At 32.8% G+C, this 15,336-nt stretch carries 10 protein-coding genes; 5 read left to right on the top strand and 5 right to left on the bottom strand.

Annotated features, from left to right (window positions below; translation table 11 throughout):
- Positions 1-60: 60 nt before the first annotated feature.
- Together nhaA and H2650_RS00740 are read right to left on the bottom strand one after the other, a co-directional pair.
- A complete protein-coding gene (gene nhaA / locus H2650_RS00745; protein ID WP_188048848.1) occupies positions 61-1,227 on the bottom strand; it encodes a Na+/H+ antiporter NhaA in 1,167 nt (388 codons plus the stop codon).
- A gap of 760 nt (positions 1,228-1,987) precedes the next feature.
- A complete protein-coding gene (locus tag H2650_RS00740) occupies positions 1,988-2,605 on the bottom strand; it encodes a hypothetical protein (RefSeq protein ID WP_188048847.1) in 618 nt (205 codons plus the stop codon).
- Positions 2,606-3,040: 435 nt separating this feature from the next.
- Between H2650_RS00740 and H2650_RS00735 the strand changes: the two genes are divergently transcribed.
- The 4 genes from H2650_RS00735 to serB all read left to right on the top strand — a co-directional run bounded on the left by H2650_RS00735 (position 3,041) and on the right by serB (position 8,069).
- Positions 3,041-4,366 (top strand): trigger factor, encoded by a 1,326-nt coding sequence (locus H2650_RS00735; RefSeq protein WP_188048846.1) that lies wholly within the window; start codon positions 3,041-3,043, stop codon positions 4,364-4,366.
- Positions 4,367-4,676: 310 nt separating this feature from the next.
- Positions 4,677-5,354: an ATP-dependent Clp endopeptidase proteolytic subunit ClpP gene (clpP, locus tag H2650_RS00730; protein ID WP_188048845.1), complete on the top strand. Its 678-nt coding sequence runs from the start codon at positions 4,677-4,679 to the stop codon at positions 5,352-5,354.
- 87 nt (positions 5,355-5,441) lie between these two features.
- Complete coding sequence (clpX, locus tag H2650_RS00725; RefSeq protein ID WP_188048844.1) at positions 5,442-6,674, top strand: ATP-dependent Clp protease ATP-binding subunit ClpX; 1,233 nt, start codon at positions 5,442-5,444, stop codon at positions 6,672-6,674.
- Positions 6,675-6,836: 162 nt separating this feature from the next.
- Positions 6,837-8,069, top strand: a complete 1,233-nt coding sequence (serB, locus tag H2650_RS00720) for a phosphoserine phosphatase SerB (protein WP_188048843.1) — start codon at positions 6,837-6,839, stop codon at positions 8,067-8,069.
- Positions 8,070-8,125: 56 nt separating this feature from the next.
- On the opposite strand, the gene H2650_RS00715 is transcribed toward serB, so the two are convergent.
- Positions 8,126-9,652: a GH3 auxin-responsive promoter family protein gene (locus H2650_RS00715; protein ID WP_188048842.1), complete on the bottom strand. Its 1,527-nt coding sequence runs from the start codon at positions 9,650-9,652 to the stop codon at positions 8,126-8,128.
- A 221-nt stretch (positions 9,653-9,873) separates the two neighbouring features.
- Between H2650_RS00715 and H2650_RS00710 the strand changes: the two genes are divergently transcribed.
- On the top strand, positions 9,874-10,668 hold the full coding sequence (locus H2650_RS00710; RefSeq protein WP_188048841.1) for a DUF2797 domain-containing protein: 795 nt from the start codon (positions 9,874-9,876) through the stop codon (positions 10,666-10,668).
- A 54-nt stretch (positions 10,669-10,722) separates the two neighbouring features.
- Here H2650_RS00710 and H2650_RS00705 read toward each other — a convergent pair whose 3' ends face one another.
- Both H2650_RS00705 and sppA read right to left on the bottom strand, forming a co-directional pair.
- Positions 10,723-13,350 (bottom strand): AsmA-like C-terminal region-containing protein, encoded by a 2,628-nt coding sequence (locus H2650_RS00705; protein WP_188048840.1) that lies wholly within the window; start codon positions 13,348-13,350, stop codon positions 10,723-10,725.
- A gap of 187 nt (positions 13,351-13,537) precedes the next feature.
- A complete protein-coding gene (gene sppA, locus H2650_RS00700; protein WP_188048839.1) occupies positions 13,538-15,298 on the bottom strand; it encodes a signal peptide peptidase SppA in 1,761 nt (586 codons plus the stop codon).
- Between the last annotated feature and the right edge of the window lie 38 nt (positions 15,299-15,336).

Raw genomic sequence — 15,336 nt, 5'->3', positions numbered from 1 at the left:
CAAAATAATTTTATTTTGAGGCTTTTTTTATGTTTTCCGATTTTACTAAATGTGAGTACGCTATTCAAGTTCCGATAGTTTTTTAGATTTTCTTTTAGGTTTTAATGTAAATTTTAAAAATACAAAACCTAGCAATCCTGCGGTAACCGATGCAAGTATGATAGCAATTTTTGAACTATTTATTAAGGCAACATCATCATAGGCAAGAATAGTAATGAAAATGGACATCGTAAATCCAATTCCTCCTAATAAACCAACACCAACAATATTTTTCCATTGCAGTCCTTTTGGTAGTTTGCATAATCCAATTAACGCTCCAGTGAAAGCAAAAGCTACAATTCCGATAGGCTTTCCTAAAATTAAGCCTGCAATAATACCAATGCTGTTTGATTCGCCTAAGCCATTTTGCCAATCAGCTCCAATAGCGATGCTGGTATTAGCAATTGCAAAAAGCGGTAGAATTATAAAGGCAACCGGTTTGTGTAAAAAATGTTGCAAAACATAAGAAGTTGATTTTTTATCACCATTACCAAACGGAATTGCAAACGCTAGTAAAACTCCAGTTATGGTGGCGTGAACTCCAGAATTATACATAAAATACCAAATTACAACTCCTCCAACGAGATAAGGAATTAGGTTTTTAACCTTAAGTCGGTTGAGTAGTACTAAAACTGCAAACACTGCTAGAGACAATAATAAGTTTGTCCAGATAATCGTTTTTGTGTAAAATATTGCGATAACGATAATAGCAATTAAGTCATCGATTACGGCTAATGCAGTCAAGAATATTTTTAATGATAGCGGAACTCTGTTGCCTAATAAAGAAAGAATTCCAATAGCGAATGCAATATCGGTAGCCATTGGGATTCCTGCTCCAGCTTGTGTTGCAGTACCAAAGTTGAATAGAAGAAAAATACATGCCGGAATGATAAAACCTCCCATGGCTCCAATAAGAGGAAAAGAAGCGTTTTTTATATCAGAGAGTTCTCCTTTGTAGATTTCGCGTTCTAATTCTAAACCAATTAGCAAAAAGAATACCGCCATTAACGCATCATTTATCCAATGCGTAATGCTGTGACCGCCTATGTCAAATTCCCAAAAGGCAATATAACTAGATTGAATAGGAGAGTTGGCTAAGGCAAGAGAAATAATGGTCACAAAAAGTAAAATAACACCTCCTGCTTTTTCGCTTTCGTAAAATTCTTTAAATAGAGCAGTGATCTTCATGGATTTGTTTTTATGGAATCTTTGAAATTCTAAATCCCAGCAAAACAAGCTTGAGACTTTAAATTATACAAATAGAAACCTTTGGTTTTCCGCATTCATTACGATTTTACCAAATATACCTTTTTAATAGTTTAAATAAATCTTGTTTGGTGTTTGTTTTAAAGTTGAGCATTTTATCCCGAAGCTTAATATTAAATTTCATCAAATATTATTTCGCCGTTTTTTATACTGTATTTCTGTTCCATTTTTTTAGATTTTTAAAAGTAGCGGGAAATTCAGTCAACTTTTTTTCAAAATCGAATTTAATTTATTTTTTTATTTCTTTTTCAAAATCGAAGATGATTATATTTTATAAGTTTTAGTTACTGCGAGCGTGCCGCTGAAACCAAAGTTATTTAGTTGAGGTTTTAACCCTCCAACTTTGTCATTCTGACGAAGGAAGAATCTTTGTTTGTTCTCTTGTTTGTTGAAATGACCAAAAAACAGCTTTTTTAATTATTATTTTACTACAATATTTAGTGCTATTGTAAGCGTCCCACTCTTAAACTATATTAGATTAATTTGATTTCTATTTCGAAAGTGAATAATTTCTAATAGATTTATACTTGTAATTTAAAGAAATGGTATTTTTATAAATTTTATATAAAAAGCATTTATCTTACTTTAAGTTTATGTTTTCGCGACAGGAAGTAATTATCGTTTAATTCGGCATGATCGGGATGCTCACGCTAGCTTTGCAATGCTAGCAACTAAAAAAACATTAACAGGTTTTTTTAGTGTGAATCCAGCCTTCTATAAAATCACATAATATATCTGTAATTTCATTCATTCCCATTATCGCCTCAAGTCTTAAATCATCAGTGATATACACATCATTCTTACTTATTTTAAATTCTATAGTTCGCTCTTTTATGTCTTTTATCTTTAATCCCGAATAAAAATGTTTATTACTTAAGTGAATAAATCCTGAAGTTTGTTTATACATGTTTTCAACCCATGGAAACTCATCGTTTAGTTTGTTTTTTAAATACCAATCCTTTAGTAAATTTCCATCACGATCTTTAATTTTATCAATTTGACGTCCGTCAATAATGTCCAATGCAAATTGCTGTGGGTTTTCTACTAACCATGTAGCTGAAAATCTAATAATATTATCCAAATGAGGTCTAACTAAATGGCATGCAGCTATGTAATTTTGGCTCCTAATTAGAGTGGTGAATCCAAATATTAATTGTAATGACCTATCCATTACTGTATTTGCAAGAAGATCTACTGGGTAGGTAACTCCAGGATGCATGATTTCGCCTAATTTTAAAATTCTGCTTTCTTGAGTTTCTAACTTTTTCAATGCAAATTCTATTTTAGCGCTTATTTCCATTAGTAAAACTAAATTTTTTGTTGTTCATTTTTAAAATTAAACTTTGAAATCAAATATACTATTTAATCTTAAAGAAATATATTTTTCTATTCTCATATACAGCCAATTCAGTTTTGTGATATATCACATTTCCACACACAACCCGCGTGAAGGATTACTTCATTAAATTCTATTTTTTTTGGTATTCAGTGAACTTCGTTTGCATTTAAAATCCTTTTTTATCATGCAGCGCCAGCGCAATGATTAAAAAGATTGCAACGAAAAGCCTGACTCACCGTAGAGGAACGAAGGTGGGACACGCCCAAAACACAGTACATATTTTAGATTTTTAACCTCAGAATCCGCTCATAAGGTTCAGTAGTAAAAAGCTTGTGGAACTTGTAAAAATTTTATAATTTTGCAGTCCGAATTTATAATAATAAATTAAAGAAGAAGATGGATATCAAAAGAGTAGCAATAGACGCTGTAAACGAGACAATTGTAATGACTGTAGTTCACATGGATTACAAAGGTCAAGTAGCAAAAAGAATAAACGAAAAAATGCCTTTGGCAACCGTTAAAGGATTTAGAAAAGGGGCTGTGCCTAAAGATCTTGTTGAAAAACAATACGGAAAAGCAATCAAACAAGAAGAAGTTCAAAAAGTGGTTGACTTAGCTTTGGAGCGTTTTGTGCAATCAGAAAGATTAAACCTTCTTGGAACTCCACTTCCTAAAGTAAACGAGAACTTTTCTTGGGATGCTGAAGAATTGGTTTTTGAATTCGAAATTGGATTGGTTCCTAACTTTACTTTGGATCTTGAAGGTAAAAACGACATTGTAAAATATGTAGTTAAAGCTGACGATAAATTGATTGACGGTCAAGTAGCACGTATCCAAAAACAATTTGGTACTGCAATTCCTCAAGAAGTTGTGGTGGCAGATTCAGATATTACGGGAACTTTCGCAAACGAAGAAGCTGGAATCAACAATGCAACGACTATTTCTTTGGATATGTTCAAAGACAAAGCGACTGCTGATAAATTCATCGGTAAAAAAGTTGGTGACGTTGTGACTGTAAATACAAATGGTTTGTTTGAAGACGCACATCAATTGATGGACGTAATGAAAATTGGTCATGATGACGTGCATACAATTGCTGTTGATGTAGATTTTACAATCGAAGCAATCAACGGTTCAGAATTGGCAGAATTAAACCAAGAGTTGTTCGATAAATTGTTTGGAGCTGGAAATGTAGCTACATTAGAGGAGTTGAAAGCTAAAATCAAAGAAGATGCTGAAACTCAATTCGCGCAACAAGCAGACCAAAAATTATTAGCTGATGTTCAAGATTTCTTGATCGAAAGCACGAAATTTGATTTACCAGCTGAATTCTTAAAAAAATGGTTGCAAACAGTAGGGGAGAAAAAATTGTCTCCTGAGGAAGCTGAAGTAGAATATGCAAGATCGGAAAGAGGATTGCGTTTTCAGTTGATCGAAGGTAGAGCAATGGCTACAAACGAAATCAAAGTTACTTTTGAAGACTTAAAATCATTCACTACAAAAAATATCCGTCAACAAATGGCTCAATTTGGTCAAACAAATCCAACGGACGAAGAAGTTCAAGGAATTGTGGCTAGAGTGTTGTCTAACCAAGACGAAGTAAAAAGACTTTCTGACCAAGTGGTAGGAGAGAAAATGCTTGACTTATTTAAAGAAAAAGCAAATCCAACAACTAAAGAAGTGACTTATGAAGAATTTATTGCCGCTTCATACGGAGAATAATTTCTAAATAATAAGTATATTTGAGCGTCAAAATAAATATTTTTTGGCGCTCTTTTTATTTATAATACTGTCAGGAGCTAATCCAGTTATCCGTTGCAAGTTTTTTCATCGGGTTTGCTTTTTTCTAAGCAAGAAAAGGAGCTTCTTTCAGTCGCTCTTTTCATGCAAGAAAAAAAGCAACACGATTTCAAAAAGCTTTTCACTGCTACCTGGGCTAAAAACGAGACATATTGACATTAACTATAAAAAGGTACGACCTTTGCGTTATGTTTTTTGACTTTAAGACATTCAAACTTTTAAACTTATATAAATGAACTACGGTAAAGAATTTAAAAAATTTGCTACAAAGCACCAAGGAGTGAACTCAATGTATTACGATAAAATCGTAGGTGCAATGACTCCACCAACTAATATGACTCCTTATATTATAGAAGAACGTCAATTGAATATTTCACAATTAGACGTTTTCTCAAGATTAATGATGGACCGTATTATTTTCCTAGGAACAGGAATTGACGACCAAATTGCAAACATCGTTCAAGCACAATTATTGTTTCTTGAAAGCGCTGATGCTTCAAAGGATATTCAAATTTATTTGAACTCTCCAGGAGGAAGTGTTTACGCTGGTTTAGGAATTTATGACACGATGCAATACATCAAACCAGATGTAGCAACCATTTGTACAGGAATGGCAGCTTCTATGGGTGCGGTTTTACTATGTGCAGGAGCAGCAGGAAAACGTTCGGCATTGCCACATTCAAGAGTTATGATTCACCAACCATCAGGAGGAGCACAAGGAGTTGCTACTGATATGGAAATCAACTTACGTGAAATGTTGAAATTGAAAGATGAATTGTACCATATCATTTCTCAACATTCAGGACAAACTTTTGATAAAGTTCATTTAGATAGTGAACGTGATTATTGGATGATTGCTGAAGAAGCAAAAGCATACGGAATGATTGATGAGGTTTTAATAAGAAAGTAAAAATATAGTCGAAAGTCTAAAGTCTAAAGTCAGGAGCAATGCGAATGACTTTTGACTTTATGACTTTATGGCTTTAGACTTAAAAGAATGGCAAAAGCAGTATTAGAATGTTCGTTTTGTGCGAGAAAGAAACCAGAAACCAGCTTGCTGATTGCTGGAATCAATGCGCATATTTGTGATAAATGTATCGAACAGGCACACGGAATTGTTTTAGAAGAATTAAAATCTGGCGGAAGTTCAAAATCTGTTGGTGATTTGATTTTGAAAAAACCTAAAGAAATTAGAGCGTTCTTAGATCAATACGTAATTGGTCAAGATCAAACTAAAAAAGTAATGTCGGTTGCGGTTTACAATCACTATAAACGTTTGATGCAACAGCAATTAGATGACGAAGTAGAGATTGAAAAAAGTAACATCATCATGGTGGGACAAACGGGAACAGGAAAAACATTAGTAGCGAAGACTATTGCTAAAATGCTTGACGTTCCGTTGGCAATTGTTGATGCAACAGTGCTTACCGAAGCAGGTTATGTGGGAGAAGATGTCGAAAGTATTTTGACTCGTCTTTTGCAGGCAGCTGATTATGATGTGGCCAAAGCCGAAAGAGGAATCGTATTTATTGATGAAATTGATAAAATTGCCCGTAAGAGTGATAATCCATCAATAACACGTGATGTTTCAGGAGAAGGAGTGCAACAAGCTTTACTGAAATTATTAGAAGGAACTGTTGTAAACGTACCGCCAAAAGGAGGTCGTAAACATCCAGATCAAAAATTCGTTGAGGTCAATACGCAGAACATTTTGTTTATTGCCGGTGGTGCTTTTGATGGTATAGAAAGAATTATTTCTAAACGATTGAATCGTCAGGCTGTTGGTTATTCTACATCAAAAAATGTAGATAATATTGATAAAGACAATTTGTTGCAATATATTATTCCAAAAGACATTAAAGATTTTGGATTGATTCCTGAGATTATTGGTCGTTTGCCAGTGTTAACGCACATGGATCCATTAGATAGAGAAACGTTGAGAGCAATTTTGACACAACCTAAAAATGCGTTAATCAAACAATACGAAAAGTTATTCTTGATGGATGAAGTTGTTTTCACGATCACTGATGAAGCGTTAGATTTTATTGTAGATAAAGCATTAGAATACAAATTAGGAGCTCGTGGATTGCGTTCTTTATGCGAAGCAATCTTAACCGATGCGATGTATGAATTGCCAAGTTCTGATGATAAAACATTAGAAATTGATGTGAAGTATGCACAAGAAACATTAAATAAAAATTTATTGAAGCGATTAGAGATTGCCTCTTAAAAATTGCATATTTGATAAAAAGACTAGCCCGTTCATTTCATTGAGCGGGTTTTTTTGTGTCAATTTTACACTATTTGTTATTGTGTCTAAAAAGAAGCATTATTTTTTTTTATCATGATTAGAATGCCGATTTTTGTTACTTCATAATCAAAATAATGCAGGATGAAAGTAGAAGATAAAGAGGTCATTTTATTAAAAGTTTCTGGTCAAGATAAATTAGGTGTAACGGCAGGATTAACCTCTGTGTTGGCTAACTATGATGCAATAATTTTAGATATTGGTCAAGCTGATATTCATGACACACTTTCTTTAGGGATTTTATTTGAAATAAAAGCGGAATCCACTTCTGCGCCTGTATTGAAAGATTTGTTATTTAAAGCTTATGAATTGGAAGTCAAAGTGAAGTTTATTCCGATCTCTATTGCTGATTATGAAATTTGGGTAAAAGGGCAACGACAACAACGTTACAGCATCAATGTTTTGGGAGAAACACTTACTGCTGTTCAATTGGCGGCTGTGACAAGAATTTTGTCCAATCAAAAGTTAAATATTGATGCCATTAAAAGATTAACAGGTCGGGTTTCTATTGTTGAAAAAGAAGAATTTCCTCGTTCTTGTATTCAACTTTCCGTAACCGGTACAATAGTAGATAAAACTTTTATGACGGCTAGTTTTATGGAAATTTCACGAACGCTGAACGTTGATATTTCTTTTCAGGAAGATAATATGTATCGTAGAAACCGACGTTTAGTTTGTTTCGATATGGATTCTACTTTGATACAAACTGAAGTTATAGATGAATTAGCAGAATTAGCAGGTGTAGGAGAACAAGTTCGTGCGATCACCGAAGCAGCTATGAACGGCGAAATAGATTTTAGTGAAAGTTTTAAACAGCGTATGGCTTTATTAAAGGGGCTAAGCGAAGATGTATTGCAAAATGTTGCAGAAAATTTACCAATCACAAAAGGAGCGCATCGCTTGATGAAAGCCTTGAAATATTACGGTTATAAAACGGCTATTTTATCTGGTGGTTTTACGTTTTTTGGAAAATACTTACAGAAGGAATTAGGAATCGATTATGTTCACGCAAACGAACTCGAAATTATTGATGGTAAATTGACAGGGAATTATCTCGGCGAAATTGTAGATGGCAAAAAGAAAGCCGAATATTTGCAAGCTATTGCAGATAAAGAAGGGATACATATTAATCAAACGATAGCAGTAGGAGATGGCGCTAATGATTTACCAATGTTAAGTTTAGCTGGGTTAGGAATTGCTTTTCATGCAAAACCATCCGTTAAAGAAAAAGCAGGAAGTTCTATTTCAAGCTTAGGATTGGATGGTGTTCTATATCTTTTAGGATACCATGACCGACATATTGATATGATGGAGTAATGTATAAAAAAAGTAATCAAACCAATCAGTGAATTTTCCTTTATAAATCTATAAATTTAAACTACGATACTAAATTGCATATTTTTTAACTGTTCCAAATAATCTCTATGATTAGACAATCTAGGGATTTTGTGTTGTCCGCCCAGTTTATTGTGATCTTTCAGCCAGTCGTAAAATAAATGTTTGCGTGCTACATTTATTATTAGCGGATTTAGCGTCATATTATTGTGTCTTTTGGCTTCGTAATCAGAGTTTAGAGATTGTATCGCTTCGTCTAATATTTTTTGAAAATTAGTTAGGTCTTGTGGGTTTTCTTTAAATTCAATCATCCATTCGTGAGCGCCTTTTTCTTTACCTTCCATAAATACGGGTGCTACAGTATAATCAACAACTTGTATATTAGTCAATCGGCACGCTTTGGCAATAGCCTGATCGGTGTTTTCGACCATTAATTCTTCGCCAAAAACATTAATGTGATGTTTGGTTCTACCCGTAACCCGAATGCGATATGGGTTTAATGAAGTGAAACGAACGGTATCGCCTATTAAATAACGCCATAATCCAGAATTAGTAGTAATTACTAAAGCGTAATTTTTGAATAATTCTACGTCTGCTAATCGAATTACTTTTTGGTTGGGTGTTCCAAATGTGTCCATCGGAATAAATTCATAAAATATTCCATAGTCCAACATTAACAATAAATCACTAGAATTGTTTACATCTTGAATGGCAAAAAAACCTTCGGAGGCATTGTATATTTCGTAGTATTTGAAATCTTTTTTAGGTAATATTTTTTGATATTGTTCTCGGTATGGTTCGAAATTTACTCCTCCATGAAAATATACTTCTAGATTAGGCCAAATTTCAAGTAAATTTCCTTTGCCCGTTTCCTCTAGCATTTTATTCATTAAAACTAACATCCAAGAAGGAACACCGGCAAAACTAGTTACATTTTCATTTTTGGTTTCATTTATAATGGCAGCGATTTTAGATTCCCATTCGCTCATCAACGAAATTTTATTACTTGGTGTGCTACTGAATTCTGCCCAAATTGGCATGTTTTCAATTAAAATCGCCGATAAATCACCAAAAAAAGTATCATTGTCTTCGTAAATCTGTGAGCTTCCGCCTAAGCGTAAACTTTTACCAGTAAAAAGTGAAGAATCTTCGTTGTTATTTAAATACAAACACAATAAATCTTTACTTCCTTTATAATGGCACTCTTCTAATGCTTTGTTGCTTACCGGAATAAATTTGCTTTTGGCATTGGTAGTTCCGCTAGACTTCGCAAACCATTTTATCGGCTCTTCCCAAAAAACATTTTGTTCTCCTTGACGCGTTCTTTCTATCAACGGTTGTAATTCTTCATAACAAGAAATTGGAATTCGAGCTGCAAAAGTAGCGTAGGAATTGATAGAAGTATAATCGTATTTTTTACCAATTATCGTGTTTTTTGAGGACTGCACTAAATTCATAAGTAATTCTTCTTGAACTTCATTTGGGTATTTCAAGAAAAGTTCGATTTGATGGATTCGTTGTTTGAGAACCCAAGAAGCAAACGAATTGATTATGGTTAGTGGCATTTAGATTTCTGATTTTAGAGTAACGATTGTTAATTTAAGATTTGAATATCGATTGACAAATACTAACTTTGTCAAAGTATCAAAAATAGTGTTTTTTTATAAAAAACACTTCTATATTGTACTAAAGATTGAATATTATAATTACAAAAGAACATATTGTGTTCTACAAAGTGAGTTTAAATCATAAGTTTACTTTCATTCAACAACTATAAATAATCGCAATGACTTACGAAGGTGTTCTAACCAAAATGCAAACCGAATTTGGAAATCCAATACAATATTACTTGGTTTTCGAAAATAGTTTTCTAAATGTTAATCAATTATTGGATAAAAATATAGAGATTAACTTTGTGGGTTACCAATGTTTGAATTGTGGTAAAAAGAAAAAAATATTTCGCCAAGGTTTTTGCTACGATTGCTTTTATTCAAGTGCTTCGGTTGGAGATTGGATTATGAAACCGGAATTAAGCACTGCTCATTTGGGTATTGCCGACAGAGATTTAGCCTATGAAGAGAAAGTACAGTTGCAGCCACACATTGTCTATTTAGCTTTGTCAAGTGAAGTGAAAGTAGGGGTAACTAGAAAAACTCAAATGCCAACACGATGGATTGATCAAGGAGCTAATGAGGCGATTTCTATTGTTGAAGTTCCCAATCGATATTTGGCTGGAATTACAGAAGTAGCCTTGAAGAATCATTATGCCGATAAAACGAATTGGAGAAAAATGCTAACTAATTCAGTAGAACATGTAGATTTGATTGCAGAAAGATTGAAGTTAGAAAAATTAATTCCAACAGAAGTGCAAGAATATTTCTTTAGTCAAAAAAATGATCTGTATGAAATGCATTATCCTGTTTTAGAATATCCAACGAAAGTGGCTAGTTTAAGTTTAGATAAAACACCACAATTTCAAGGAAAATTAAAAGGTATAAAAGGGCAGTATTTAATTTTTGATGACGGAACTGTATTCAATGTTCGTAGTTCAGAAGGATATATTGTAAACATAAACGTATAAAAAAAAGGCTAAAAAGTAATTTACTTTTTAGCCTTTTTTAAAATAACTCAATTTTTAATTCACCTTTGTTGTATCGGCTACTTTTTTCTTTTTATTGAAAAAACCATTCAATACATCGGCTGCTTTCTTTTTTACCTCTTCATTTACTTTTGCTTTTACTTCCTCTTTTGTTGCCGGAATAACTGTTTTAACGGTGTCTCCAGGTTTTTTATTTTTATTTAACAAATCTGTCAGTGCTGAGGTTCCTTGTTTTACTAAACGATCCTTTTGCTGATTCACTAATTGTGTTGTAAGTTTAGTTACTGCACTGTTAATGTCGGTTGTAATCTTGGGATTTGTAAAATTACCTACTAATATGGCGGTTACAGGAAAGCTTTCTATTTTTGCTGCATCTGCTGGTGCTAATTTTGCGATTAAAGCATTTACCTCAGATCCTAAATATTTTGCAGGAACATCAAACTTTAAATTATAATTCATAGTTTGGTCAAAGCCATGTGTTCCGCCTATTGTTGCTTTTATATCTTGATATTTGATGTCAAAAGGTTTTACATTTACTTTTCCATCTTTGAAAGTAATAGCAGCTTTGATGTCATTCAAGTTAATTTTACTTACATCAATAAATTTAATATTAGAACTCAATGCTGTCAATAAAGTTGAATTGCTAGAGTTTACAGTGGTAGAAAGTAGTTGCCCTAATAAATCACCAGTTATACTTTTTAAATCAGGTGTAAACTCAGTTGCATCAAGATTTCCATTTAATTTAATGGTCGAATTTAATTTTCCATTAACAATTCCTGCAATTGGTGCTATTTTTTTCAACATATCTAGTTGAGTAAAAGTCTGAGCAATATCCACTTGATTCAAATTCAAATTCATGTCGAAAGTCGGAATTTTTCCTTTAGTCGAAACGTCTCCGCTCAAACCGATTGTACCACCAAATATGGAAGTTTTTACGTTTTCTAAAGTTACTTTTTCATCTTTTACGATCAGTTTTCCAGAAACATCTTTCAGTGTTAAATTGTCATATAAAACCGTAGTCGCTTTTGCGGTAAGCGTACAATTTAAGAAAGCAGGAATTTTCATTGCTTCTGCTTTTTTAGAATCTGTTTTAGACTCTTCTCCTTTGGTCATAAAATCATCAACAGCTAATTGTTTCGAGTTCATAAAGAAATTTCCTTTTAATTCTTGGTTTCTGAATATAAAACCATAGAAATTCTCTAAAATTCCTGTTACACTAATGTCGCTTTTTCCAGTAGTGGCATCAAATTGTTTCAAGTTAACTTGACTTGGGTTAAATTGAACCAACGCAGTACTAATATTCATGGTTTTTCCGTTCTCATCTGCGTATTTAAAACCAGATAAGCTCATTGTTCCCGCATTATTAATGTTTTGATATTGACTTTTCTCAACCGATTCCATATCAAATTTAGTCGTAACATCGGCTTTTAAAATTCCAGATAAAGGTTTGTCTAATTTAACAGGATACGCTTTTGTTAAATTAGCCAAGTTTATGGTTCCTTTTAATGCAGCATCAACGATTGCGTTCTGCGTAACATTTGTAATTTTTGCTTTTGCATTAAAAACATCTTGGTCTATTCTAAAAGATAGCTGACCAATGTTTACGTAAGTGTCATTTAGAATTCCTGTTTCATTTATGATTTTAGTATCAATAATTATATTTTCTACTGTTTTTGGTAAGTCAGGATATTTAAATGAGGCGTTTTTGGAATTAATATCAATATTGAATTTTGGTACACTTGTATCAGAATACAATCCTTTTGCAAATCCTACAACGGTAAAATCACCTGTTGTTTTTACATTGTCTAAACTGGCAGAATAAGCCGCAGGAATTACTCCTAAGAAGTTTTTGAATGAAGAAGTTGGAGTCTTAAATTTCAAATCATAAACTTGACCCGCTTCTACCATTTGAATGAAACCGTCAAATTGCAAAGGCAACTGATTAATAAGCGCTTTATTTTCTTTAAAAGTATATTTACTTTTCTCTAAATCAATGCCTAAAACTGCATCTAGGGTTAAGGCGACATTTTTCATGTAGTTGACTTTGTCCATGTCTAAAGAAACTTTTGCAGTTGATTTAGTGACTAAATCTAATTTCTGCGAAGCAAAATCTCCATTTCCTTGATGATTCAAACTATCAATAACCATTTTTATTTTGGATGTTTCATCAAAATAGCGAAATTGAAAATTTTCTACTTTGTAATCTTTAATTTTCAATAATAAAGGATCGCTTTTCCCTTCGTCTTTTGTCTCTTTATTTTTTAGAGCAATATCAAAATTACCAATTCCCTCTTTATTGAAAATGATATTGATTAATCCGTTTTTTGATGAAATTCCATCAATATTAATCGCTTCTTTTTTATCTTTAAATAATTCTTTAATAGACATTTTTAAATTAAGCTCGCCTAATGATACTAGTGTGTCACCTTCAAAAGGGGCTTTGTTTATAATTGCCAATTTGCTGATGGTAACATTAGCACCAGGGAAATTTTTTATTAAGCTTAAATCTACATCCGAAAAGCTAACTTTTGCATCAACTTTTTCGTTGATAGCTTCAGCAATTTTTGCTTTTATCTGATCCTGAAAAAAATAAGGAATAGTAAATAAAGCAATCAGAAAAAGTATGATGAAGGCGCCAATAACTTTTAATATTGTTTTTAACATAATTTAGTTTTGTTTAAATTTATAAGGCAATAATAATGTATGTAATTGTAGCAAAAATAGTAATTATAATTTACTAGTGTCTATTGCATTAGTATTATATCGACTCTTGCTTGATAGGGCTAAAATTAAAATAAAAAAATCCGTTTAAAATTTCTTTCAAACGGATTGTAGTAAGTAGTATAAAAAATTAATTGATGTTAATTCCAAAAGGCATTATAGCCTGAACTCCTGATCTGGTTTGCAATCTTTTAATTTCTTGTAAAATACGATAATTCTCTTCTCCAATTTCTTCTTTTATAAAAGTTGCTTTGGAGGTAGCAAAAGGCAAATTAGCCAATAAATCATCCAAATTTTTCTGATACTCTGGATAATTTTGAGTGCTATATTTGGTGATTTTAGCTAAAGAGGCCGCTTTTGCAATAGCATCATTTAGTCCGCCAATTTTATCTACCAAACCAATTTTTAACGCTTCGGAACCTGTCCAAACTCTACCTTGTGCAATAGCATCTACTTGGCCAAATGTCATTTTTCTACCTTCTGCAACATGCGTTACAAAAGTTTTGTAAATGTGTTCTACACCTTCTAATGTCACTGCTTTAAAATTTTCGTCAATAGGGACAAATGGACTATAATTTGCCGCATTTTCATGCGTTTTAACTTGTTCAGTGTTGATTCCTATTTTAGTTGCCAATGCAGTAAAGTTAGGAAGAACACCAAAAACACCAATAGAACCTGTTATTGTGTTTGCCTCTGCAAAAATGGTATTTGCATTACATGCAATATAATATCCGCCAGAAGCAGCATAATTACCCATCGAAACCACTATTGGTTTTACTTTCTTGGTTAATTCTATTTCTCTCCAAATCAAATCAGAAGTCAATGCACTTCCTCCTGGACTATCAATACGGAGTACAATTGCTTTAACATTTTTATTTTTTCTGGCTTGTTGTAAAGAACGACGCATAGAACCCTCGCCAATAACGTTTACATCACCTTCGCCACTCATAATTTCTCCTTGTGCGTAAATAATTGCAATTTCATCCTTACTGTCAAAAGACTGAGCTGTTGTGGCTATTTTTTGAGCATAATCGGTTATGTTTACTTTGTTGTAGTCTTCATTTTCAGCAACTTTCAATGCTTTTTTGATAGCGCTGTGGTACACGTCTTCATAAGCGATAATGTCAACTAGTTTTTCTGCCTTTGCCATTTCTGGTGTTCGAGCCAAAAGTCCATTTGCAATTTCATTCAATTTGGTAACTGAAATGTTTCTGCTTTTAGAAATATCAGAAACGACAGAACTCCAAACTGAATTTAGTAATGCTGTAGTTTGTTCTCTATTGGCATCACTCATTTTATTTTCTAAAAAGGGTTCTACTGCGCTTTTGTATTTTCCATGACGAATAACTTCCATTTTAAGGCCAGATTTTTCTTGAAAGTCTTTGAAAAACATAATTTCTGCTGAGAGACCTTTAAAATCCATATCGCCTACAGGATTTATGTAAATTGTATTGGCAACAGAGTTTAAGTAATATTCTTTTTGTGAATAAGAATTAGCATAAGCCATTACAAATTTTCCAGATTTTTTAAAGCTTTCTAGCGCATCTCTAAGTGCTTTGCTTTGTGCCATTCCTAAGGATGAATTGTCATTTAAGATAGATATTCCTTTGATATCAGTATCTGTTTTTGCTTTTTCAATTGAATTAATGATATCCGTTAATCCTATTTTTTTGTTATCTGAAAAGATAGTGACCCAAGGATCTTTATATTTTCCTGCATAGTCATTTTGTATTCTGTCTAAATTCAATTCGATTACGGAGTTGCTTTTTACAGTAACAACTTCCGATTCGCCACCAAAAGCGGCTCCAATAAGTAGTATTCCAAAGAAGAACAACATAAAGAATACAAAAATCCCTATGATGGTCGCTAATACATTTCCTAAAAATTTCATATTTGTGTTTTTTTAATAAGTATTCGATGCGCTTAATA

Origin of the sequence: Flavobacterium sp. GP15, assembly GCF_014281985.1 — a bacterium.
GTDB lineage: Bacteria > Bacteroidota > Bacteroidia > Flavobacteriales > Flavobacteriaceae > Flavobacterium > Flavobacterium pygoscelis.
This window is presented reverse-complemented; position numbering and strand designations above follow the sequence as displayed.